The sequence below is a fragment of the Acinetobacter sp. ABJ-A23_2 genome (assembly GCF_044538765.1).
Classification (GTDB): domain Bacteria; phylum Pseudomonadota; class Gammaproteobacteria; order Pseudomonadales; family Moraxellaceae; genus Acinetobacter; species Acinetobacter nosocomialis_A.
This window is the reverse complement of sequence record NZ_JBIUCP010000022.1, coordinates 37,650-61,501: the sequence shown is the minus strand read 5'-3', so window position 1 is coordinate 61,501 and position 23,852 is coordinate 37,650. Positions and strand designations below refer to the sequence as shown.

The following is a 23,852-nucleotide window of genomic DNA, read 5'->3' as shown; positions in this document are numbered from 1 at the left end:
GGATTAAATCAAACATTTTCAATAAATTATTAAAAAATTTATATAAGTATTATATTTCTTTATCACATTAAAATGCAGATGTTTTTCTCTAAAATCGCGTATGATGCCAAAGATTAGAACCCTTCCATTGTAATAAGATTGATATGGAGTAAAGTATGGATTTATTAAGTACGGTTAAAAGTCGCTACACCACCAAAGCCTATGATCCTGAGAAAAAAATTCCTCAAGAAAAATTCAATAAGTTATTAGAAATTTTACGCTTTACCCCTTCTTCAGTGAATATTCAACCTTGGCACTTCTTGGTTGCTGACAATTCTGCGGCTAAAGAACGTATTGCTAAGGCTTTAACAGGGCGATATGCCTATAATGCACCAAAAGTTCTTGAGTCATCACATACACTCGTATTTTGCACAAGAACAGATATTTCACCTGAATTTTTAAACCAGTTACTCGAGCAAGATGATTTAAGTGGCCGATTCAAAGATGAAAAAGCAAAACTCGGCCAAAAAGATACTCGCCATGGCTACGTCGAGTTCTATCGTAATGAGCAAAAAAACTTATTTGGCTGGATGGAAAATCAAACTTTTATTGCTTTAGGACAACTACTTTTTGCAGCTGGTCTAGAAGGAATAGATGCAACACCTATGGGTGGCTTTGACGAAGATATTTTAAACGAAGAATTTGGCTTAAAAGAAAAAGGCTTACGTAGCTCTGTAATTGTTTCACTTGGCTACAGAAGTGAAAATGATTTCAATGCCAAGTTGCCAAAATCTCGCCTGCCGGATGAAGTTATTTTTACACATTTATAAGAACTTAGTGGAGTTCAAAAGAACTTTCTCTTGAACTCCTATTTCATGGTAAATGCTAAACACACTAGACCACTTATTCCTAAAATTATTCCTAACATTGTTGGCAGTTTTAATTTTTCTTTATATAAAACTACACCACAAGCCATCCCAAGCAATACGACCAAAATATTCATGCTTGCAAAGACAATTGCTGGAGAGTCTTTAAGTAAAATATGTGCTTTAACATATAGAGCTATATTTGAAAAATTCAAAACGCCAAGCATTAATCCAGCCAATGTATTTTTAAAATGCCATGCTGGCTTTTTTTGGAGTAATAAATAAATAATTGATAAAACAAAGGCCGTTATAAAAATTAGATTCAAAACCAATGTAAACTGTAAACCTAAATTACTCGTATATTTTAATAAAATATCTACTGCTGCATAACCAAACCAGACACTCATCAATGCAAAAATTGCTTTTTTTGATTGATGCCCAGAAGATGCATTGAATTGCCCAAATACAATTAAAAGAACAGCAAAAATTCCTAAACCTATGCCTAATAATTTAAGAGAATTAAACTGCTCTTGGAAAAAGAAATACGCAGCTAACAAAGAAAGCACCACGGATAGTCGCTGCGCAATTTCTGTTTTCACAATACCGGCATATTCTAATGATTTAGCAAGGCACAAAAAAATACTCGGTAGAATGATCCCTAAAGCAACTATGAGCCACCAAGGCGTGTGTTGTATAGAAATATGCTGAATACCTGGCTTAAACCACCAGTAACATAACAAGCTAGCACTTGCATAATTCCATGCAATCATCTGCATGGGTTGATATCCCTTTTTCTTTAAATTTTTTAGTAGTACAGAAACCAGAACACTGCACAGTGCTGCAGCAAATATTAATATCATTTGCAAAGAACCTATTAACCTAAATTATAAGAAAGCGAGATCAACCACAGAGCTTTAATATACTTTTTATATTTTTAAAGCCATAAAAAAACCAGTCATCACTGACTGGTTTTTCTAAGCTAATCAATTAACGATTATTTTCGTCGTCTTGACCATCTTCAAATTTAGAATCGTTGTCGAAACCGCCTTGATGACCACCAAAGCCGCCTTGACCACCGAAGCCACCTTGACCACCGAAGCCGCCTTGACCACCGAAGCCACCTTGACCGCCGAAGCCGCCTTGACCGCCGAAGCCGCCTTGACCGCCGAAGCCGCCTTGACCACCGAAGCCAGCGCCTTGAGCACCACCAAAGCCAGCGCCTTGGCCACCGAAGCCACCTTGACTACCACCCTGAGCTGGGAAACCTGCACCTTGTGCACCTGCTGGACGTGGGTTACGAGCTGGAACAACCGTAGAAATAGCGTGTTTGTAAACCATTTGACTTACAGTATTTTTTAATAAAACAACATATTGGTCAAAAGATTCAATATGACCTTGTAATTTAATACCGTTAACAAGGAAAATAGAAACTGGGATACGTTCTTTACGGAGAGAATTTAAGAACGGATCTTGTAAAGTTTGACCTTTAGACATTTTTAACTCCAAAAAAAAATTTTTAAATCAGCGCAAAAAAACTATCTTTATTTTTCAACTAAAAATTATAAAAAGACAGTGTGCAAATTTTGCTTTATCCATAAGAGTTTCGCAAGTCTTCTTTCGCCTGCTTTATCGTCAAGTAAGTTTTAAAATCGTGTATTTCTTGCAAAGAACGTAACCACGTATATTGACGTTTGGCAAGTTGTCGTGTTGCAAATAAGGCTTTATCCTCCATTTCCTGCTTTTTTTTGAGACTCATATCACTTTTTAATAGAAATTCGAGAGCTTGTCGATAACCAACAGAACGCATAGAGGGTAAATTTTCATCTAAATCGTATTTTTCAATTAGAGATTCAACTTCACTCAAAAAACCGATATCCCACATTTTGCTTAATCTTTGCTCAATGCGTTGATGTAATTCTAACCGATCTGGAAGTAAAGCGTAGTTATGAAATATGTATCGATATGGTACGTTTTTTGGTTGTTCTGCCTGCAATTTGGTAATAGGTTCACCAGTAATACGGTAAACTTCCAACGCCCGAATAATTCGTTGTTTATCAGAAACCTTAAACTTCACTCCAGCGGCTGGATCTACAGCAACCAGTTCATCATAAACAGCCTGCCATCCTTCATTTGCTGCTTTTTCTTCAATTGCTGCACGGACATTTGCATCCGCACTTGGCAAGTTACTTGATAAGCCTTCTAACAGTGCCTTGAAATACAGCATGGTTCCTCCTACCAAAATAGGAGTTTTGCCACGTGAATGCATCTCGTCAATTAGAACACAAGCATCTTCAACAAACTGGGCAGCCGAATAAACCTCAAGTGGGGTAATAATATCTATTAAATGATGTGGATATAATTCCTGCTCTTCGCGAGTTGGTTTAGCAGTACCTATATCCATATCTTTATAAACAAGTGCAGAATCAACCGAAATTAACTCAAAATTTCCGCGCTCGTAAAGTTCACATGCCAAAGCGGTTTTTCCGCTTGCAGTTGGTCCCATTAAATTGATGACGGGCAATTGATTTGACATGTAAAACTACTCTCCTCGAGCAAATAATTTATCTAATTGAGATAATGGAAATGCACGCCAAGTTGGACGACCATGATTACACTGGCTCGCAAATTCGGTTTGTTCCATTTGACGCAATAATGCGTTCATCTCTGAAAGGCTGAGTTGTCTATGTGCTCGCACTGCTCCATGACATGCCATACCAGCCAATAGCTCATCACGCTTTTGTAGTAAACCTTGAGCTTCATCATTTGGGTCTAAATCATTTAGAAGCTCGGGAATAAGATTTTCAAAATCTGCTTTTTGCAAAATAGCTGGTACACCACGCACAATGATTTGCTCATCGCCATACAAATCAATTTCCAACCCTAAACGCTCAAGTTGAGGTTTTAAGTCTTCAACCCGTACCGCTTGCATACGGCTAATTGAGATCACTTTAGGTATAAGCAACTGTTGAGATGTCCAAAACTCAGGTTTATCCCAAGCATTTTTCATTTGTTGCAGCAAGATACGTTCATGAGCTGCATGCATATCAACAATAATCAGACCTTCAGTATTTTGCGCCAGAATATAAATTCCATGAAGCTGAGCAATGGCAATACCTAAGGGAAATTCATCAATTTTAGCGACAGGCTCAATATTTTCATCAACTGAAAAATTGGCAGCAGGTTGATCACGTAATGGGGCCAAGTAAGTCTTTAATGCATTATTTAACTGCGCAGAACCATTATATTTGGGGGTTTGTTCTGCATAGTGAACAGCTTGTGGACGACTGTCATTAAAATCAGTTAAAAGTTCAGTAGAGGGCTGATAACTAATAGGCTTGTCTAGTGTTGTATCAACAGCTTGGTCTGTGCGATGCAATGTGAATTGTTCTTGATATTTAGGCTGAGATTGTACAAATGAAGCCTGTGTATCGTCCACTTTCATGGCTTGTGCTAAATCAGCACTCGCTGTCTGAAATTGTGCTAGTGTTTCTTTAGCATAATGTCTTACAAACTCATGTACTTCGCGTTGATTTAGGAAACGAATCTCATGTTTTGTTGGGTGAACGTTAACATCGATATTTTCAGGATCAACTTCTAGGAAAAGTAAATAAGATGAATGCTGATGACCATGTAAAATTCCGTCATAAGCCATTCTTAAAGCATGCGAAATCGTTTTATCTTTAACAATTCGGCCATTTACATACACATATTGCAAGTCTGCTTGAGCACGTGCATCTGAAGGATGTCCTAACCAACCCGACAAACGCATGTTGATACTGTCTGCATCAATCCAGTAAGCATTTTGAACAAACTGTTGCCCCAATAATTGCTGTACACGCTGAAATCTTAATTCACCGCTATCTGCAATCGGTAAATTAATTCGAATATTATCGTTATGCTCAAGTACAAAACGTATATCAAAATGCGTTAAAGCCAAACGGCGTACAATTTCTTCAATATGGCCAAATTCAGTGGTTGGCTTTTTTAAAAATTTACGGCGAGCAGGAACATTAAAAAATAAATCCTGAACTCGAATATGAGTACCCTTTTGTGCAGCTACAGCTTGTACTTGCTGATGGTCAAAGGCTGTACCATTCACCTCAACCTGATGACCAATTCCGCTTTCATCTTGACTACTGGTTAAAGTCAATCGTGAAACTGCTGCAATAGAAGCAAGTGCTTCACCACGGAAACCTAAGCTCACAATCGCGTGTAAATCTTCTGCTGTTTTAATTTTACTGGTTGCATGGCGCATCACTGCCAATGGTAAATCATCAGGATGAATCCCATGTCCATTGTCAATAATCTCGATTAGTGTTGAACCACCTTGTGCAATCCGCACAATGAGCTCCGTTGCACCTGCATCAATTGAGTTTTCTAATAATTCTTTTACAACCGATGAAGGGCGTTCAATCACCTCACCGGCAGCAATCTGGTTGGCTAACGCGGCGTCTAATGTATGAATACGACGTTGTGTTAGCTTTTCATCAGTCATGAAGCTGTTCCTGCAAAGTCTGGTACAAATGCTCTGTTGGTAAAGTTAAGGTGACGAAACGATTGAGTTCATCATCTGATTTTTGAATATCAATGACGATATCCGCTTCAGGGATTTCGTCTCCACCTTTTGACGGCCACTCAAATAAAAATAGAGCATCCTGAATATCTAGATAATCGCGGATTCCCATTAATTCAAGTTCGTAAGGATCATTGAGACGGTATAAGTCAAAATGAAAAATTTCTTTATTATTAATTTTATAGGGTTCAACCAATGTATAAGTTGGACTTTTAACCGAGCCTTTATGCCCTAGAGCCTGTAAAAAATAACGGGTCAATGTCGTTTTACCAGCACCCAAATCGCCAATCAGATAAATCACGCCAGCTTGAACATGCTGCGCCAATGCCTGAGCTAAACGCTGGGTATCTTCTTCATGATTTAAGACCATTTTCAATGAATACGACATAACACACATAACATGATTCAAAATAATCGATATGATACCATTGCCCTGCTTTAAAGCCTACTTAAGTCCTCAAAGTTGGCTTTTTTTACACCACATTTATTAAATATTGACACACTTTTATGTCTAGTTCGATTGAATTTTTCCCACCTATGATTGATGGCGTAAGCGCAAGCCAAGTCTATCTACCACCGCAAACAAATGCTCACACCATCTATCAATTTCTTTGTGAAAATTTTCCTCATATAAAAGCAATAGAGTGGCAGCAACGTTTTCAAGATGGGCTTATTTACGCGGCAAATGGCGAAAAATTAACATTAGACAGCCCTTATATAGCAAACACTCATATTTTTTATTATCGATTTCTTGCTTATGAAGCCCACGTTCCATTTGAACATCAAATTTTATTTGAAAATGATGACTTGCTCGTTGTAGATAAACCTCATTTTTTAACCATTAGTCCAACCGGGCAATATGTACAAGAAACGCTATTAGTCAGATTAAAAAAACAAACGGGTAATGAGTTTTTAACCCCAATCCATCGATTAGACCGTGAAACTGCGGGAGTCGTTTTATTTTGCAAACGACCACAGTCACGCGGGGTTTACCAACAGTTATTTGCAGATCGTCAAGTTCATAAGATTTATCACGCCATCGCTCAATATAAAGCTGAATTAAAATTTCCTCAGACTTTAAAACTATATTTAGATAAAGGTACGCCCTTTTATACAATGTGCGTTATCCCCCATATTAAAACCAATACAGAAACAAAAATTGAGTTGCTTGAGCATAACCAATCTTGGGCTAAATACTGTTTAACACCCACTACAGGAAAACAACATCAACTCCGTGTGCATTTAAGCTATTTGGAAATTCCGATTAAAAATGATCCTTTTTATCCAGTAGTTCAACATAAAGCCGATGATGATTTTTCTCAGCCACTACAGCTTTTAGCTAAACAAATTTCTTTCATAGATCCACTGACAAAACAGGAAATGGTTTTCAATTCTCAGCTTGAATTGACACTGTAATCACGCCGTAATGACAAAAAGATTATTTTTTATGCTGAAAGACATTGAAATTACATTGCGATGGTTTAAAATAAATCCCTAAAAATTAAAAATCATTTGGTTTTGTTATTCATGCGAAAAACAGAAGTTTATCAGGTTCGACTTGACTCCCAAGAGAAAAAACAGGCTTTTGCTGTTTTTAAACAATTGGGGATTACCCCTGCCCAAGCAGTGCGACTGTTCTTTAAACAAGTCGTCTTAACTAAATCTATTCCTTTTGCGATCGAAAATCAGAACATTAATATGGAACAATTATTAAAACTGAGAAAAGCGAAAGCATCTTCATTAAATCAGAACTCTTCAACTTTAAATGAAGATGATGACCATGAAGATTTATTTGAAGAGTTAAATGCTCTATTAGGTGAAAGTGACAAAACTTAACGGTGTTGCATTTTTAAACAACTTTTAACGTCAGTTGGTTGATTTTTTAGTTATGCTCTCTTTGTAAAAATATAAACATAAATACAAGGAGCGCCTAATGATTGTAAGACGAGCGACCTATGAAGATCTAAGTCAACTTGCTGTTCTATTTGATGAATACCGTCAATTTTATGGTGCATCTTCTAATCTTGATGAATCACATCATTTTTTAAAACAACGTTTTGAGAATAAAGAAAGTGTGTTTTTTATCCATATTAAGGATGAAAAAATCACAGGTTTCGTTTTACTTTATTTAGGTTTTTCTTCAGTTGCTTGCTCAACTTACTATATTTTAGATGATGTCTATGTTACCCCTATGTTCCGACGTCAGGGTTCAGCAAAACAGCTCATTGATACAGCTATTTTATTTGCAAAACAAGAAAATGCTTTACGTATTAGTTTAGAGACTCAAACGAATAATCATGAATCTCACCGCCTCTATGAAAAAATGGGATTTATTCGAGACAGTGAATTTCAGACTTTCCACTGTTTTCTTAAATAATATTTTGAGCGAGTTGTTTTTCCTGCTCCGACAAATACACCCAATCTCCTTCCTCAATTTCAGGTAAAATCAATTGACCGATTTGATATCGATGTAATTTTTCGACTCTATTGCCCACAGCTGCAATCATTCTTTTGACTTGATGATATACACCTTGATGAATGGTCATTGTTAACTGATGAGTTCCTAATAGCGCCACATCTGTCGCAGCAAATATACCCTTTTCTTGGTGCAAATTAACACCTTGAGTAAGCATTTCAATTTGCTCAGGTGTTACTGGATCTATAGTCGTAACATGATAAACCTTTGGAACATGTTTACGAGGATGAGTCAAAGCTTGAAGATATTTACCATCATCTGTGAGTAAGAGTAAGCCCGTTGTATCTTGATCTAAACGACCAATGGCTTGCACGCCACGTTGAATCATGATTTCAGGGAGTAGACTAAAAACACTTTGATGATGCTGAGGATTGTGTGAACATTCAAAACCTTGCGGCTTATTTAGAGCAATATAAACTTTTTCTCGATATTGATAGGTTTCCCCAAACAGAGAAAACTCTAAATTTTCAGGGGAAAACTGTTTTTTAAGATCGCTCACCACCTCCCCATCAATACTTACAGAACCATTTTTTATTAACTGCTGGCAATATTTACGTGAACCAAACCCTTGTGATTGCAAAATTTTTTCCAGCAGCATAAAGCTTTCTCTTTAAAACGAAACCATTATTTTAACGTAGTTTCAGAGTTTTATTACTTTTTGCTTGATCATCTTTGCACTTAACGTCTATTAATTTTGAATTATTCTTCAATGACGCGATAAATATTTTCGTTTTGTTCACTTTCAAATAATAATTCAGTGGTAGGTAAGATCACTTCATTATCCACAATAATATGTTCAATACGCTGACTTAGCTTTAATGGCTCATTTTCATGTTCAACTAAATTTTTCTTTAATTGAGCTTTTGCATCATGAATTTTGTCGAACTGATCTTTAATCTTGATATCTATAATATCCATACGACTAACTCCGCACTCATGAGTAGTGATTATTTTATATCATACTCTCTCAAAAGAAGGATTTTTAAGTTGTTAATTTATATAACATTGTGTCCAAGCGTAACTAAAAATAAAACTTCTTATCATTGAGGCATATACATTAAAATTCTTATTAAAAAGGCCATCTTTATACTTTATCGCTTTTGAAAAGCTCTCACATTTTGGCTCTCAATTATTATACAATTCAAATTATTTGCTTTTTTTACCGCCTCTCATGCTTGCCCAATTCGATGTTAATTTAGTGGTTTTATTAGTTCTACTTATCTGCGGTTTACTAAGTCAAAATGCAGCTGTAACTATCGCCGCAGGCATCTTAATCGTCATTAAAATCACACCGTTAAATCAATTTTTTCCTTATATTCAAGCTCATGGTCTCAACCTAGGAATTCTCATTTTAACCATTGGTGTACTGACTCCCATTGCCAGTGGTAAGCTTAGTGGAGAAAGTATTTTAAAATCCTTTATAAGTTTTAAATCTTTGCTGGCTATTGCTATTGGTCTACTTGTCGCTTGGCTAGGGGGCCGTGGTGTGAAACTCATGTCAAGCCAACCTGATGTAGTTGCAGGCTTACTTATTGGAACAGTTGCAGGTGTTGCCTTACTCCGTGGTGTACCTGTTGGTCCACTAATTGCTGCCGGCCTGCTGTCTTTATTCATTGGCAAATAAATCATAGATATTAAAAAGGTGCTTAATCGCACCTTTTTGATACTTAGGCTAAATTATTTGTTTTATCCAGAATAATAAGCGTTTCGTTTTAACGAGAACTTTTCTAACTGCTTTAAAAATCCTTCAAAATAGCTCTTCTCTTTTTCTTCAGTTCGGTAGCCTGCATATAATGTACGTCTTAAACCAGCTGAAGAAACACAGTCTAAACGGCGGCTAGTCACCCAACCTTTTTGTTCATATTCATTCACAACCCAATCTGGTAAAGCAGCAATACCTCGGCCACTTGCTACAAGTTGAATCAGCATTTGAGTTAAATCTGTTGTTCGAATTTGTTTTGGCTGAATATTTGCTGGTATAAACAGTTTCGACATAATATCTAAACGGTGCTTATCAACCGGATAAGTAATGAGAACTTCTTCTGCAAGATCCTGAACTGTAATATTTTCAGCACGAACCAATCGATGAGTATTTGATAAAACCAAACGTGACTCATATTCAAAAATTGGAAAATACTCGATTCCTTTTAATGCAATCGGATCGGCTGTAATAAGTAAATCAAACTCACCGTTTTGTAAAAGCTCATGTGGATTTGCTTCAAAGCCTGAAGCAAAATCTAAATCTACGTCTGGATACTGTTGTCGATATTGATTTAATAAAGGCATTAACCAGTCAAAACAGCTATGACATTCTGAGGAAAAAATAATTCTGCCTGTTTGTCCATGAACAATTCGCGTAATGTCACTCTGTGTGATCTGAATTTGCGGTAATACATCGTCAGCCAATTTGAGTAAACGCTGCCCAACATTCGAAAAGCTAACAGGTCTACTTCGTCGATTCACCACTTCCACACCATACCAATGATCTAATTCTTTTAATTGGTGAGAAATAGCAGACGGTGTTAAACACAGATCATTAGCAGCCGCAACAAGTGAACCATGTTCACGTAAAGCAACTAAAGTTTTAAGATGACGAATTTCTAACATGGGCAAAAGCCTGAACAAATTGATTTATCTATTAATTTTTAAACTCATCTGTTATTTAGCAGCAAATAGAGTCAGTTTAGATAAATCACTATTAATGAACAGTATTCATGTTATCACAATATTAATTAATTTACCTCAACATGAACTGTGCTTCATTATTTTTATAAGAAGTGAATTTTCATAATTTTAAAGTTAAGTATTCTTTCTAAATAGAAACTAGTAAACCTTTTATATAGACAAAGAAAAAGGCCTAATGGCCCTTTTTATTTCATCATTGTGCTTTTGCTTTGGGAAATGCCTGCTCAAAATCGATAAGCTTAAAGCTTTTCACCAAGTCATCTTGTCCATACGTTACTTCGTAAGAAGTTGGTTTACCACTAAAATATGCTTCAGTTGGTGTTCCAAATACTTCCCATAGCCCAAATGACGCAACATCTGCTATGCCATGGCCAAATGCACGGCTGACTTTCGCCCATTTTGGATAACCTTGCTGGAAAGTATAAATTTCGACTCTTGTACCATCACGATATTCAGAAAGTACAGGTGCTCCAAACTCAGCAATAACATAATTGCGAGAACTACCCGGATTTAAAACATTTAAATTTTTTTTACTTGGTTGATTACCCGCCATAAAGACTGAGCAACCAGACATAGATAAAATGACCAACCCCATAAGGCAGGCAATACTTAATTTTCTCACGCTTTAGATTCTCTATTTTTTAAATATTTATACAACTCGTTGTAATACCTAAAGTATTACGTGCTCATCATATATAATTTATAAAAAAATTTCGATAAATTATTCAAAATAAAGATAAAATGCTTTTGCTTAAGATGTGCAAACATACTCTCAATATTTTAGTTTTTTATTATTTTGATCTCTTTTCCCTTATACTTTCATTTTTGAGTCTGTTTTTTTAATTTATTATGGCGTCACCCCAATCTCCTTCATCCACACATCGGCATTATTCACTCTTTTTAGCAATTTTCTCACTCGCAGTAGGCGGTTTTTGTATCGGAACTACAGAATTTGTCGCAATGGGACTTATTCAGGAAATTGCTCATAACTTAAACATTACAGTACCTGAAGCGGGGCATTTTATTAGTGCTTATGCATTAGGTGTTGTTATTGGTGCCCCTATTATTGCCATATTGGGTGCCAAAGTCCCTAGAAAGACATTATTACTCGGTCTAATGCTGTTTTATGGTATTGCTAATGCTTGTACCGCTTTAGCTCACACACCAGAAACCGTTTTAATTTCTCGTTTTATTGCAGGTTTACCTCATGGCGCATATTTTGGAGTCGGTGCCCTCGTAGCTGCTGAACTCGCAGGCCCTTCACGCAGAGCTTCAGCTGTTGCACAAATGATGATGGGCTTAACCGTTGCTACTGTTATTGGCGTACCTTTAGCCACATGGTTAGGTCAACATTTTGGTTGGAGAGCAGGTTTTGAATTTTCAGCAACGATTGCATTTTTTACTTTAATTGCCGTAGCTTGCTTTGTACCCAATATCCCAGTTCAAGCTACTGCTAGCATAAAAACAGAATTAGCTGGGCTTAAAAATATAAATATGTGGTTAACTCTTGCAGTTGGTGCAATTGGCTTTGGAGGTATGTTCTCGGTATATAGCTATGTCTCACCCATTCTCACAGAATACACAAAAGTTAATATCCAAATTGTTCCTATTGCGCTAGCGTTATGGGGAATCGGAATGGTGATTGGAGGTTTAGCCGCGGGTTGGCTAGCAGATAAAAATCTCAATAAAACCATTGTCGGCGTACTCATTAGCTCAGCAATTGCCTTTGTTGTTGCAAGTTTCCTAATGAGTAATATCTATACTGCGATTGCTTCTTTATTCTTAATCGGACTAACTGTAATGGGTTTAGGTGGGGCTTTACAGACACGCCTGATGGACGTTGCAGGCGACGCGCAAACGCTAGCAGCTTCACTTAATCACTCTGCCTTTAATATGGCAAATGCATTAGGAGCATTTTTAGGTGGTTGGGTACTGAGTCATCAAATGGGTTGGATTGCACCGATTTGGGTAGGTTTCGTACTGAGCCTTGGTGGTCTTATTATCTTACTCATTGCATTTGCTGTAGAAAAAGCAACTCAAAAAGCCTGATTCTCGTCAGGCTTTTTTGCTGAAATACTAGTCTGTTAATTTTTCGCCACAGTGCGGACAATAGCATTTCTTCTCTCTCGCAGATTCTTTTTCTTCTAATACCTTTTCTCGCATAATTTGGATAATCAAATTATGCGCTTGTTCTTTTGGTAGCCCTACTTTTTGCCGAATACGTTCTATTTCAACTTCATCATGCAAGATATCAATACCACGCACTTGAAGTAACTCACGGAACTCTTGTTCAAGGCGCTGATTACGCTGGTTAAGTTCATTGGCTAAACCAGAAGCTAGAATACCAGCTGGCAAAGCAGCAATCCCTACCCCTAAAATTGTAATTAAAGCCCCTAGTAGTTTTCCTAAGCTGGTCACAGGTGTGACATCACCATATCCGACTGTGGTTAAGGTAACGACAGCCCACCACATTGCTTTAGGAATAGAGCTAAAAGCTTCTGGTTGCGCTTTATTCTCAACCACATAAATACCAGAAGCAGTCATAATAATCATAATGATTAAAATAAAAATCACTGCCTGAAACGAACCTTTTTCTCTTTTAATGACACATAGCAATATTTGCAAAGAGATAAAATAGCGAGTTAATTTTAATAGTCGAAGTAATCGTAAAATTCTGAGCATACGAAGGTCTATTCGTACGAAGAAATTTAAATACGCCGGCAAAATTGCCATGAGGTCAATCAGCGCCTCTCCGCTTTTCATCCACGCTAAACGCTGCTTCCATGCAGCTTGTGTAGGATCACGCTCTACTACACTCCAGAGGCGTAAGAGGTATTCAACACTAAAAATCGTGATTGAAATATTTTCAAAGTAGTCAAACCATATACGATAGCTGTAATACAGATCGTTTACTGTTTCTAGCAATACCGCAATGACATTCCCAATAATTAAGAAAACCAAGAAGTAGTTAATACACCTACTCACTGTTGTTTCGTAATCATGGTCATGAAGGTTGTTATAGAAGAACTTACGTAATGTCTTCCAAGCTAAAATTCGCATACGGTTCTGAGCCACATTATATTGAACATATATTAAGCTCACATACGTAAATTCACCACTACAGTGACCAATAAAATATTTTATTAATTGTATTAACTAAACAATCATAAATAATATTTCATATTTTCTAATTATATTTTAATGAGCAGCGACATATCTAAACTCATTTTCTTCCCACCATTGCACATCATAAATACCTGCATGTGACTTCAAAATGATATTAATATAATTTTGAAGCAGCATAATATGATGAGTAATATCTAACTTTCTAAAAAGAAATCTTCTCAAAATTGGTGTATTTGGTGAAATGAATATTGCAAAGCCATTACTGTATTCTTCATACACACTAATACCGATATACATGGTGATCTCAGGTAATGGTACTTCTATTTCCCAGCCCCAACGTTCAGCAGTTAATTCAATACTTAAGTGATATCTATTTTTCAATATACTATAAATATACTGTGCAATATCTTCAGTTTTCTGTACTAACGTATTTCCGTCTTCTGCTGATAAATTTTGATCATATAGATGGTAATCATCAAATTTAAATTCAACAATTGTCTTTAGCATTTTTAAGTTCCATATATAAAATACCCATGTTCTTTTTAATTATTTTTAAGTTCGTTCAATTATTTTAAAGCAAAATCTTCTTTAATATCTAGCCTTATATTTATTTTTACATTTTAAATAAACAAAACATGATCTATTTAATATTTTATTTGAGAACTAGGTATTAATTCTCTTTTAAATAAAAAAGGAGCTGAATAATCAGCTCCTTTTTTGTACTAAATCGACAAATTAAGTCAATTGAGCAGCAGCAATTTTCTTAGTATCTACTTTATCAGCAGCATTTGTATATTCGCCCATTTGGTCGAAATTCAAATATTTGTAGATGTCAGCAGACATACTGTCAATTTGAGCTGCATATTGTTGGTATTCTTCTGGAGTTGGTAATTTACCAAGTACAGCAGCAACAGATGCAAGCTCAGCAGATGCTAAGTAAACGTTAGAACCTTGACCTAAACGGTTAGGGAAGTTACGTGTAGAAGTCGATACAACAGTTGTGTTCGGCGCAACACGTGCTTGGTTACCCATACATAATGAACAACCAGGCATTTCTGTACGTGCACCAGCACGGCCATAAGTGTTATAGAAGCCTTCTTCCATTAACTGATGTTCGTCCATACGTGTTGGTGGAGCCAACCATAAACGAGTTGTTAATGAACCGCTTGGTACTTTTTCAAGTAACTGACCAGCAGCACGGAAGTGACCAATGTTAGTCATACAAGAACCGATGAATACTTCATCAATTTTGTCGCCTTGAACGTCAGAAAGAAGTTTTGCATCATCTGGATCGTTCGGGCAGCAAAGGATAGGTTCTTTGATGTCTGACAAATCAATTTCATAAACTTTAGTGTATTCAGCATCAGCATCAGCTTTAAGTAAGCTTGGGTTTGCTAACCATTTTTCCATGTTTTCAACACGGCGAGCCATAGTACGAGCATCACCATAGCCTTGTGAAATCATCCACTTAAGCATTGTGATGTTAGAACGTAAGTACTCAGCAACTTTCTCTTCAGAAAGTGTGATTGCACAACCAGCAGCTGAACGTTCAGCAGAAGCATCAGAAAGTTCGAATGCTTGCTCAACTGTTAAGTCAGTTTCCATTTCTGTTAAGTCGATTTCTAAGATACGACCAGAGAAGATATTTTTCTTACCTTTTTTCTCAACAGTAAGATCGCCTTCTTTGATTGCATAGTAAGGAATCGCATGTACAAGGTCACGTAAAGTGATACCAGGCTGCATTTTACCTTTGAACTTAACAAGAACTGATTCAGGCATATCAAGTGGCATTACACCAGTTGCAGCAGCGAAAGCTACAAGGCCAGAACCTGCTGGGAACGAAATACCAATTGGGAAACGAGTATGCGAGTCACCACCAGTACCTACTGTATCTGGAAGAAGCATACGGTTTAACCAAGAGTGGATAATACCGTCACCTGGACGTAAAGATACACCACCACGGTTCATGATGAAGTCTGGAAGTGTATGTTGCATTTGTACGTCAACTGGCTTTGGATAAGCAGCAGTGTGACAGAAAGATTGCATTACTAAATCAGCAGAGAAGCCCAAGCAAGCTAAGTCTTTTAACTCGTCACGAGTCATAGGACCAGTTGTATCTTGAGAACCAACTGTAGTCATCTTAGGTTCACAGTAAGTACCTGGACGGATACCTTGACCTTCTGCAAGACCACATGCACGACCAACCATCTTCTGAGCTAAAGTAAAACCTTTGCCAGTGTCAGCAGGTTGTACTGGAGTACGGAATAATGTAGATGGAGCTAAACCTAAAGCTTCACGTGCTTTAGCAGTTAAGCCACGACCAATGATCAAGTTAATACGACCACCAGCACGTACTTCGTCTAAAAGTACTGGAGTTTTAAGTTCAGACTCAGCGATTTGTTCGCCATTTTTGAACGCAGTAACTTTTGCAGCAGCATGATCGATTTTAAGAGTAACTTCGTCACCCATGTTCATGTTAGAAACATCGATCTCTACTGGTAATGCACCAGCATCTTCCATTGTGTTAAAGAAGATCGGAGCAATTTTACCGCCTAAGCACACGCCACCGTCTTTTTTGTTTGGAATGTGAGCGATTTCATCACCAAAGAACCAAAGCACAGAGTTTGTTGCAGATTTACGAGATGAACCTGTACCAACAACGTCACCTACATAAGCAACTTGGTTGCCTTTAGCAATAAGTTCTTTAATTTGGTTTAATGGACCAACTTCACCTGGTTTTTCAGGGTTGATACCGTCACGCTCGTTTTTCAACATTGCGTTTGCGTGTAATGGGATGTCTGGACGGCTCCATGCGTCTTGAGCTGGAGACAAGTCATCAGTGTTTGTTTCACCTGTTACTTTGAACACAGTGATTTTGATTTCTTCTGGTACGTCTTTACGACTAGTGAACCATTCAGCATCAGCCCAAGATTGTAAAACAGCTTTTGCATTAACATTGCCAGCTTTAGCTTTATCAGCTACGTCATGGAACGCATCAAATACAAGTAAAGTTTTTTTCAATGCTTCAGCAGCTAAGCTCGCTAATTCAGCATCATCTAGAAGCTCAACTAAAGGTGCTACGTTATAGCCACCAAGCATAGTACCTAGTAAATAAACTGCACGTTCTTTAGAAACTAGCGGAGATGTCGCTTCGCCTTTTGCAATCGCTGCCAAGAAAGCTGCTTTTACGTAAGCTGCTTGGTCAACACCTGCAGGAACACGGTTTTCAAGCAAATCAACCAAGAATGCTTCTTCACCTGCCGGTGGGTTTTTTAATAACTCAACAAGTTGAGCAGTTTGAGCATCATCAAGTGGCTTCGGTGGGACTCCGAGTGCGGCACGTTCAGCAACGTGTTGGCGGTAAGCTTCTAGCACGGTGTTCATTCCTCTTTTTTTAAAAAATTACTTGTAAATTCCAGCTTTCACAAAGCTTCACAAGTAATATGGACTACAAAATTTTACTAGAGTTCAAGCTAAAAGTTAATGCGCGCGGGGTGTTTCTCCGTGATGCCCATTATTTTGTAACTAAATACCCCTGTGTAAATAATGATCTTAATGACTGACTTATCATGCGATATTTTGATTTGAAAGAACACTCCACCTTAGTGGAGTGTTGACGATGTCTTGTACACTTAGAACTTTTTGTAGTTTGGCATTTTGTCGTGGGGTGTAACTAAGCACTCATCTGCCATTTGTTTTCTAATTTTTTCTTGTAGGGCTTCTGGGTTAGTTTTTAGTTCATCTTGTGGAATAGCATAAACTTTTTCAATAATATTCAAGATGAATTTTTTGGTGATCTCATCTTCAATTTTATTTGCATGTTCAACCGCTTGAGTCTTTTCAATTGCTTGCTGACGATCAAACACAATACTTCTAGCTGCATTTCCAACACTTGTACAAAAGCCATGCCATTGTTCTTCAGGTGTTAAAGGTTTTTTCTCTGTACAGCCGACTAACAACATACCCATCAAAACAAATAAAACTTTTTTCATCATTACTCTACACAGACTAAGCTGCCCACATCATACTGAATCTGACAAACTTTGCAAAAACTGCCATAAAAAACCGAGATAGAAATTCTCGGTCTTTTATAGGAAGTGTTAGAAATACTGATTTATCAATTCAGATTAATTAAAAAATTTAATATCAGTAGGCGTAGATATTTTTGCAGCATCGCCAGCAGGTTTTAAGCTACCGCTTTTTGCATCAAAGCGGAACAAACTAATATTATTACTGTATACATTCGTCACATACAGATATTTACCAGTCGCATCGAATGAGAAAGCTCGTGGTTCAATACCATTAGCGTTATAAACGACTGGTTGATCTAGCAAGCCATTTTGTTGAATTTTAAATACCAAAAGTTTGTTGTCTGCACCACGATTGGCAGCAATTACATATTTGCCATCTGGACTAAGGATAATTCCACTCGCACTTTTAAATTCGGGGGTTTTATCTTCATGTACCAGCTTTAGCTCAGCAATTTTTTTCAAATGTCCATCTTGTACATTAAACGCCACAATTTCACTTCGCATTTCTGCGGTAATGTATGCATGCTTGCCATTTGGTGAAAAGACCATATGACGTGGACCAGACCCATGAATAAACGTCACATCTCGGCTACTGTCCGCTTCAAGTGGTTGCGTTTTACTTGGGTTATAACGAAAGGTATAGATTTTGTCATTTCCAAGATCGCTCGCATATAAATACTTACCATCTGGGCTGAAAGTTGTCGAATGTGCATGACCACTTTCCTGACGACCTTTGACATGACCAGAACCTTCTGCGAACACAATATTTTGTACCATTTCACCTAAATGTCCATTTGGCAAAATTGGCAAAACGGCTACGCCACCACGACCTTTATCGAATGCGGAATAGTTCGATACAAACAGGAACTTACCATCTAAACTGATTGAGGCATGTGTTGGATGTCCACCATGGCTATCCACTGTGTTCAGTACCTCTACCTTTCCGTTTTGAACTGATAAAGCAGTGACTTCCCCTGAGTTTTCTTCATTTGTTGTATATGCAAAACGGCCATCTTTCGATTTCACAATCCATGAAGGACTTTTCATTTTTAATACTTTAACAGGAGTTAAAGTCCCATCGCTATTCACTTGAAGCTGGTACAAACCTTCACTGGCCTGTTTTGGTTTTTGCACAAGTGGTGCATTAGGAATTGATGTCCAAGTTCCAACTAAAGCGATTTGTTGATCTGCAGCATTCACAGCGTTCCCCCAACCAAGTGATAAAAACGTCACTGATAAGGTTGTTGTTAATTTTTGAATTAGCCCACGATATTTAACATTTGGCTCGTTATCCCTATTCTCTTTAATTTCAACACAAGTATCTTTTTTCACTGGCATTTCCTTGGAAAACTCACCTTATTTGCAATTATCAACAAGGCATTATCAATCTAATTTCATTTAATGATTCTGAAAATTAATTTATAAAACTGCAGTTTTCAAGTGAATTTTCTTTAATAAAAAACCTATTTAAAGCGTGACTCCTGCTCAAAAATTGATGATCTATATGATTAATATCCAACTTTTTAAAAACACTATAAATATTTAATAAAATAAGAGCCCACTAAAAGTGAGCTCTTAATTCATACATTTAGAAACGCCAATTGTAGAATAGGTCGATTGCTCTTTCTAAAGACTGACTTGCTTCTAAATATAAACGGCGGTTCATTTGATAACGCAAGGTAAGCTTGTTAACTGGCGTAAATACACCAACACCATAACGAATGAATAAGTCAGGGGTAATATATCCAGTTAAACTTACCTGAGTATCATCCCCTGTACCTTGAGCATCGAGTGCAAGTCCACTTAAACCAAAAGTACGACCAATTTGATTCGTTAAAGCACGAGTACCACCCAAGCCCATACTAATACCGGCCGCAGCAATTGTATTGTTTACATCAGATTTAAAACCTTCTGAATTACTTAAACCGCTAGAACCTTCATTAATACGACCTGTTACCAATGCATTTAATGCTTCTTGTTCAGATAAGCCTGCATCGTTATAAACTTGAATGTTTGGAGATGATGCAGTACCTGTGACACGAACGCCCACCATACTGCCCTGAACATTCTTATTCGCATCAATATCTAAAGTCGGGTTTGCCAACGGACCATTGAAACGGGCAATTGCACGGTTTAAATCTAAGCTTTGTCCATAGGCTTCAATTTTCACTTTTTGGCTCACACCAATAGCACCCATTGCGCGCATTGCAGTTTCATAACCACGCTGAGTTAAGTTCAAACGACCTACTAAAGGAATATTACTGTTAAAGCCTTGGAAGATAACCTGATTACCAATATTTACCGAAATATCTGCACGAATATCCCAAGGTTTTGCTGCACGTAAAATTGCAAGTGGATCTTGGCCTTGACGAACAATACGGACATCTGAAGATGTATTAATGACAGGTGCGGTTGTTTCAGGCATTGAAATACGTGCACGAGGGACATCTACCGATCCTTTCAAACTTAGACGTTTATCGAAAGGATACATATCGAGTGTCAAATTCGGATTTGCAATTGCGGTAATTAATGGTGCTTGGCGTACCAGTAAGTTATCACCTTTTAAGTTCAACTGTAGACGTGGTGAATCTTTCCAGTCGAAACTACCTTTAAGTAAACCTACCCCTTGTCCACTGTTAAATGCACCATCAATTGTTGCCATATCCTGACGAATAGACGAGTACACTTGTACGTTGGTTAAGTTCACTGGCAGGGAAATCATACTGATCGCCCCGTTTTTCAAACGCATTTCACCCGTAAACTGCGGTTGGGTTAATGTACCATTCACTTTACCTGCTAAGGCTAAGGTACCACTCATTGAACGTACATCTTGAATGAATGGTTTTAAAACTTTCAACTGCACATCATTAAAGGCCACCTCACCACGCATTGGCATAGAGGGTTGGTATGGATTAATAATGACATTTGCATAGCCAGTACCAATATCAGGTGTTTTTACATCAACACGTAACAATAGACCATCTGAAATACTCTTCGCGATTACGCTCAGTTCATCATAAGTCAATGTCGTTGGTGGGTCTTGAGGGTCTTCTGCTGCTAGACCTAGCTCACCTTTTCGTGTCACTAAACGTGCATCAAGTTTAGGGTGTCCACCATTTACCCAAGAAGCTTTTGCATAGCCATTGAGTTGCCCTGTCATTGCCAACCCTTCTGGCATGAACGCAGCAAAATCGCCTAAATCCAAATTTTGGGTAACAAATGAAATATTGCCCTGTGCTTTACTTACACGTACAGGTTGATCAAGACATAACTGACTACTTCTACTTTGCCAACAATGTTGTCCCACATATAACTCAGAACGTGCTGATGAGAAAACAACAGGTGCATTTTGATTTTGTGCTAAACGAATTCGACGTGAATCAAAACTACCTTTTTGAATTTGGCCTAACCAATCATTATTCTGGTTAAAACCGCCTGCTAACTGTACATAGAACTTAGAAACATTATTATTCGCCTGCACTTTTAATAAGTGCGCTTTTCGTGTTCCGGCCAAATTCACCTCAGCAGACTGGATTAGACGGCTACCACTACGTAAATTGTCTAGTTTTGCTGTGAGTTGAGTTGGTGTTGTTTCAGAAGTTGGAAGTTCACCCTGTACACGCAGTTTTTTAATACTCACTAAATTAGTGTAGGCAAAGTTATCAACTGCAATATTAGCTGTAGCCTTTAAACGTGGTTGAGATTGGACACTCAAATCTCCATACGCACGGCCACTTAAACCAGGATACAACTCATAAAGTGCAGGTGCATTGAGCTTAATTTTTAAATTCTGCGCATTACCAGTCGCTTGCAACTGGTTCTGTGCATACACTAAAAATAGATTATTCGCTTCAAATTGTTGAGGTAAAAAGCCCTTTTGGTTCGAATCCATAAGTATAGATAAGTTACCTTTACCTCTCACTGGCTTGTTATTCAAAAATCCTGCAAGATTCAATTGTTGAATATCAATACGCTTTAACTTATCAGACCAAACACCTTGCGTTTTTACATTTCCTGAAATTTCACCTTTTACACTAGAAACAAAATATTGAGGTTTAAAACGCACAAGCGAACTATTGATATCCCAAGCAATACGATCTTTTAAATTTAATGATCCAGTCGCATAGATTTTTCCTGCAACACCATCATGTTGTAACTGACTAATTCGAATAAACTCTGGAGTACCTGCAATAGAGAACTTTAATAATCCATTAGCCTGATTAAGTGCTTTTAAAGATCCATCATAATTAACGGCAAAACCTTTAAAACCGCCACCAGCTTTAACATCATTAAATAATAAAGCTGCTGTACTTTTTCCAGCTAGCGCAATAGTTTCTTGGTTTGCTTGAGCCAATTGGCCTTTTAAATCAATTTTTTCCAGTTGAATAATTTGTTGATTTGGCTTTGCAAAACCACTTGCCTTGACTGATCCATTGAGTAGGTTAACCGGTGCAGCTGCATGAATACTTTGTGGATTAAAGTCTTTTGCATTTAATAAAGCATTCCATGCCAGCTGACGTTTTTCAGTAGGCAATAAAACTTTGGCCTGACCTGAGAGACTACCTTTTTGAGCCACAAAATTAAAACTAGGAACATTAAGAATATTATTTTTAACATTCAACGTTGCCAGATATTGCCCTGCTGGCAATAAAGTCTGTTCATGCTGATATACTTTTGTCGAGACTTTAATATCTTGCTGACCATCTCGAAGAGTCAGATCAACTTGACCACTATCACTGCTTAACCAACCTATATATGGCATAGCACGGTCTATTTTTGACCAAGCCACATTCATAAACATTGGCTGAGGTTTTTTATTCTTTTCAGGAGCTTGGTTTAATTTAAGTTTCCAAGACTCGTAGCGGTCAAAGTCTACATTAGCTAATACTTCAGTACCTTTTTCCAAAGAACCCGTTGAAGAAACGGCTGCATCTAAACTTGGTGGCAAGAAATCCTGAACGACTTGAGGAATCGCTTTATCTTTAGGAGTAACATGATCTAAACGACCTTTTACATCCCAAGTGACATGATCTTTCCAGTTCACTAACCCTTTAAGGTTAATTGCACCTTTCATAACCTGACCATTAAAGTCAGTAATATTCAACTGGTGAACCAGATCGGTATTCATTAAGGCGTTGTATTGGCCTTCAGGTAAATTCTCACCTTTTAAATCTGTATCAAGTGCTAAGTTCAGTTGTTTCACATCTCCCTGAAACTTGATCACGCCATTTTTAGCAAATAATTTTTGTTCGACCAGTAAAGGCAAGTGATAGTTTTTGAATAACAATGCACCTTGCATAGGTACTTCATGACGAACAGGATGTAAAACGACCCAACCTGTTAATAAATCTGGTGTTGTGGTTGCTACACCAGCTTGTAAAGTGTCTAAACTTCCTCGGGCTGCCACTTTAATATTTTGGATATTTAAACTTTTTAAAGAAGGAATTCTTAAATCTGCAGTCGCATTAAGTGGATATTTACCACTAAAGTCCATATTTCCTGTTGCGTTATGAACAGAAAGATACCCCATATCCATACTTGAGTTTTCAAACTTCAGCTTTGTTTCTGACCACAGCGCATCATTTAGATGAACATCATGGAAATTTACGACAGAACCTGAATTTTTAATTTCTAAATGATCGACATCTGCCTGATCTACCCGCAGCACAAATGGCAATTTAATGGGTTTAAATCCAAATGGTTTATCTGATGGCGGAGCTTTATTAATAATGATTAAGTTACGTACATCTGCATTACTCAAATGCACTTCTTTTTCTAATATTAAAGAACGCCACCCTAAGCGAACATCAGCTCTATCTAAAGTAACATCGACTTCTGCTAACTGAACAATAATATTTTTAAGGATAATTCCTTTAAGTAAATTACCCCCTTCATATTCATATTTAATAACTTGCTGCGCCTGTAAAACACGGTCTAATAAGAAACGGCTTCCACGGTCAGTCGACATCATAATAATGATAGAAGCAACAAGTAATAAAAGTATGATTAATATCGTCAGCAAGAAGCTGCGCAAAATGCGTCGCTTCTTAGGAGAGTCAGGTGCCGAAGTGGGCTGCTGTTCTACTTCCGCCATAAAATAAACCTAATAAATTTTA

Annotated in this window: 21 protein-coding genes; 6 read left to right on the top strand and 15 right to left on the bottom strand. The window is 37.4% G+C overall.

What is annotated here, in order from left to right:
- Positions 1-155: 155 nt before the first annotated feature.
- Positions 156-809 (top strand): oxygen-insensitive NAD(P)H nitroreductase, encoded by a 654-nt coding sequence (nfsB, locus tag ACH63V_RS09655; RefSeq protein ID WP_396463367.1) that lies wholly within the window; start codon positions 156-158, stop codon positions 807-809.
- 38 nt (positions 810-847) lie between these two features.
- Here nfsB and ACH63V_RS09650 read toward each other — a convergent pair whose 3' ends face one another.
- From ACH63V_RS09650 to tsaE, 5 genes are all read right to left on the bottom strand, one after another.
- Positions 848-1,705, bottom strand: a complete 858-nt coding sequence (locus tag ACH63V_RS09650; protein ID WP_396463366.1) for an EamA family transporter — start codon at positions 1,703-1,705, stop codon at positions 848-850.
- Between the two features lie 127 nt (positions 1,706-1,832).
- Entirely contained in the window at positions 1,833-2,339 is a 507-nt protein-coding gene (gene hfq, locus ACH63V_RS09645) for an RNA chaperone Hfq (protein WP_000033651.1), read from the bottom strand.
- A gap of 94 nt (positions 2,340-2,433) precedes the next feature.
- Positions 2,434-3,378, bottom strand: coding sequence for a tRNA (adenosine(37)-N6)-dimethylallyltransferase MiaA (gene miaA, locus ACH63V_RS09640; protein ID WP_263614008.1), 945 nt, complete (start codon positions 3,376-3,378; stop codon positions 2,434-2,436).
- A gap of 6 nt (positions 3,379-3,384) precedes the next feature.
- Positions 3,385-5,340: a DNA mismatch repair endonuclease MutL gene (gene mutL / locus ACH63V_RS09635; RefSeq protein ID WP_396463365.1), complete on the bottom strand. Its 1,956-nt coding sequence runs from the start codon at positions 5,338-5,340 to the stop codon at positions 3,385-3,387.
- On the bottom strand, positions 5,333-5,806 hold the full coding sequence (tsaE, locus tag ACH63V_RS09630; RefSeq protein ID WP_002049012.1) for a tRNA (adenosine(37)-N6)-threonylcarbamoyltransferase complex ATPase subunit type 1 TsaE: 474 nt from the start codon (positions 5,804-5,806) through the stop codon (positions 5,333-5,335). Before tsaE ends, mutL begins: the two co-directional genes overlap by 8 nt.
- A gap of 119 nt (positions 5,807-5,925) precedes the next feature.
- On the opposite strand from tsaE, the gene ACH63V_RS09625 reads away from it, so the two are divergent.
- The 3 genes from ACH63V_RS09625 (at position 5,926) to ACH63V_RS09615 (ending at position 7,795) form a co-directional block, all read left to right on the top strand.
- Positions 5,926-6,834 (top strand): pseudouridine synthase, encoded by a 909-nt coding sequence (locus ACH63V_RS09625; protein ID WP_396463364.1) that lies wholly within the window; start codon positions 5,926-5,928, stop codon positions 6,832-6,834.
- Positions 6,835-6,945: 111 nt separating this feature from the next.
- Complete coding sequence (locus tag ACH63V_RS09620) at positions 6,946-7,254, top strand: type II toxin-antitoxin system RelB/DinJ family antitoxin (RefSeq protein ID WP_311069709.1); 309 nt, start codon at positions 6,946-6,948, stop codon at positions 7,252-7,254.
- 97 nt (positions 7,255-7,351) lie between these two features.
- Positions 7,352-7,795, top strand: a complete 444-nt coding sequence (locus ACH63V_RS09615; protein ID WP_002049009.1) for a GNAT family N-acetyltransferase — start codon at positions 7,352-7,354, stop codon at positions 7,793-7,795.
- On the opposite strand, the gene ACH63V_RS09610 is transcribed toward ACH63V_RS09615, so the two are convergent.
- Both ACH63V_RS09610 and ACH63V_RS09605 read right to left on the bottom strand, forming a co-directional pair.
- Entirely contained in the window at positions 7,788-8,492 is a 705-nt protein-coding gene (locus ACH63V_RS09610) for a pseudouridine synthase (protein WP_396463363.1), read from the bottom strand. The two genes, ACH63V_RS09615 and ACH63V_RS09610, sit on opposite strands and share 8 nt — an antisense overlap.
- A 101-nt stretch (positions 8,493-8,593) precedes the next feature.
- Positions 8,594-8,812, bottom strand: a complete 219-nt coding sequence (locus ACH63V_RS09605; protein ID WP_311069707.1) for a hypothetical protein — start codon at positions 8,810-8,812, stop codon at positions 8,594-8,596.
- 253 nt (positions 8,813-9,065) lie between these two features.
- Here ACH63V_RS09605 and ACH63V_RS09600 point away from each other — a divergent pair, with 253 nt between their 5' ends.
- Entirely contained in the window at positions 9,066-9,518 is a 453-nt protein-coding gene (locus tag ACH63V_RS09600; RefSeq protein WP_002049035.1) for a DUF441 domain-containing protein, read from the top strand.
- 62 nt (positions 9,519-9,580) lie between these two features.
- Here ACH63V_RS09600 and ACH63V_RS09595 read toward each other — a convergent pair whose 3' ends face one another.
- Together ACH63V_RS09595 and ACH63V_RS09590 are read right to left on the bottom strand one after the other, a co-directional pair.
- Positions 9,581-10,501, bottom strand: coding sequence for a LysR family transcriptional regulator (locus ACH63V_RS09595; RefSeq protein WP_311069706.1), 921 nt, complete (start codon positions 10,499-10,501; stop codon positions 9,581-9,583).
- 271 nt (positions 10,502-10,772) lie between these two features.
- On the bottom strand, positions 10,773-11,201 hold the full coding sequence (locus ACH63V_RS09590) for a hypothetical protein (protein WP_396463362.1): 429 nt from the start codon (positions 11,199-11,201) through the stop codon (positions 10,773-10,775).
- A 227-nt stretch (positions 11,202-11,428) separates the two neighbouring features.
- Between ACH63V_RS09590 and ACH63V_RS09585 the strand changes: the two genes are divergently transcribed.
- Complete coding sequence (locus ACH63V_RS09585; protein ID WP_396463361.1) at positions 11,429-12,628, top strand: MFS transporter; 1,200 nt, start codon at positions 11,429-11,431, stop codon at positions 12,626-12,628.
- A gap of 27 nt (positions 12,629-12,655) precedes the next feature.
- On the opposite strand, the gene ACH63V_RS09580 is transcribed toward ACH63V_RS09585, so the two are convergent.
- The 6 genes from ACH63V_RS09580 to ACH63V_RS09555 all read right to left on the bottom strand — a co-directional run bounded on the left by ACH63V_RS09580 (position 12,656) and on the right by ACH63V_RS09555 (position 23,830).
- Positions 12,656-13,639, bottom strand: a complete 984-nt coding sequence (locus ACH63V_RS09580; RefSeq protein ID WP_311069724.1) for an ion transporter — start codon at positions 13,637-13,639, stop codon at positions 12,656-12,658.
- A 138-nt stretch (positions 13,640-13,777) separates the two neighbouring features.
- Positions 13,778-14,212, bottom strand: a complete 435-nt coding sequence (locus ACH63V_RS09575) for a hypothetical protein (RefSeq protein ID WP_396463360.1) — start codon at positions 14,210-14,212, stop codon at positions 13,778-13,780.
- A gap of 228 nt (positions 14,213-14,440) precedes the next feature.
- On the bottom strand, positions 14,441-17,080 hold the full coding sequence (locus ACH63V_RS09570; protein ID WP_263614019.1) for a bifunctional aconitate hydratase 2/2-methylisocitrate dehydratase: 2,640 nt from the start codon (positions 17,078-17,080) through the stop codon (positions 14,441-14,443).
- 257 nt (positions 17,081-17,337) lie between these two features.
- Positions 17,338-17,700 (bottom strand): hypothetical protein, encoded by a 363-nt coding sequence (locus ACH63V_RS09565; protein WP_263614020.1) that lies wholly within the window; start codon positions 17,698-17,700, stop codon positions 17,338-17,340.
- Between the two features lie 132 nt (positions 17,701-17,832).
- Entirely contained in the window at positions 17,833-19,068 is a 1,236-nt protein-coding gene (locus ACH63V_RS09560; protein WP_396463359.1) for a lactonase family protein, read from the bottom strand.
- 256 nt (positions 19,069-19,324) lie between these two features.
- Positions 19,325-23,830: a translocation/assembly module TamB domain-containing protein gene (locus ACH63V_RS09555; protein WP_396463358.1), complete on the bottom strand. Its 4,506-nt coding sequence runs from the start codon at positions 23,828-23,830 to the stop codon at positions 19,325-19,327.
- Positions 23,831-23,852: the final 22 nt, after the last annotated feature.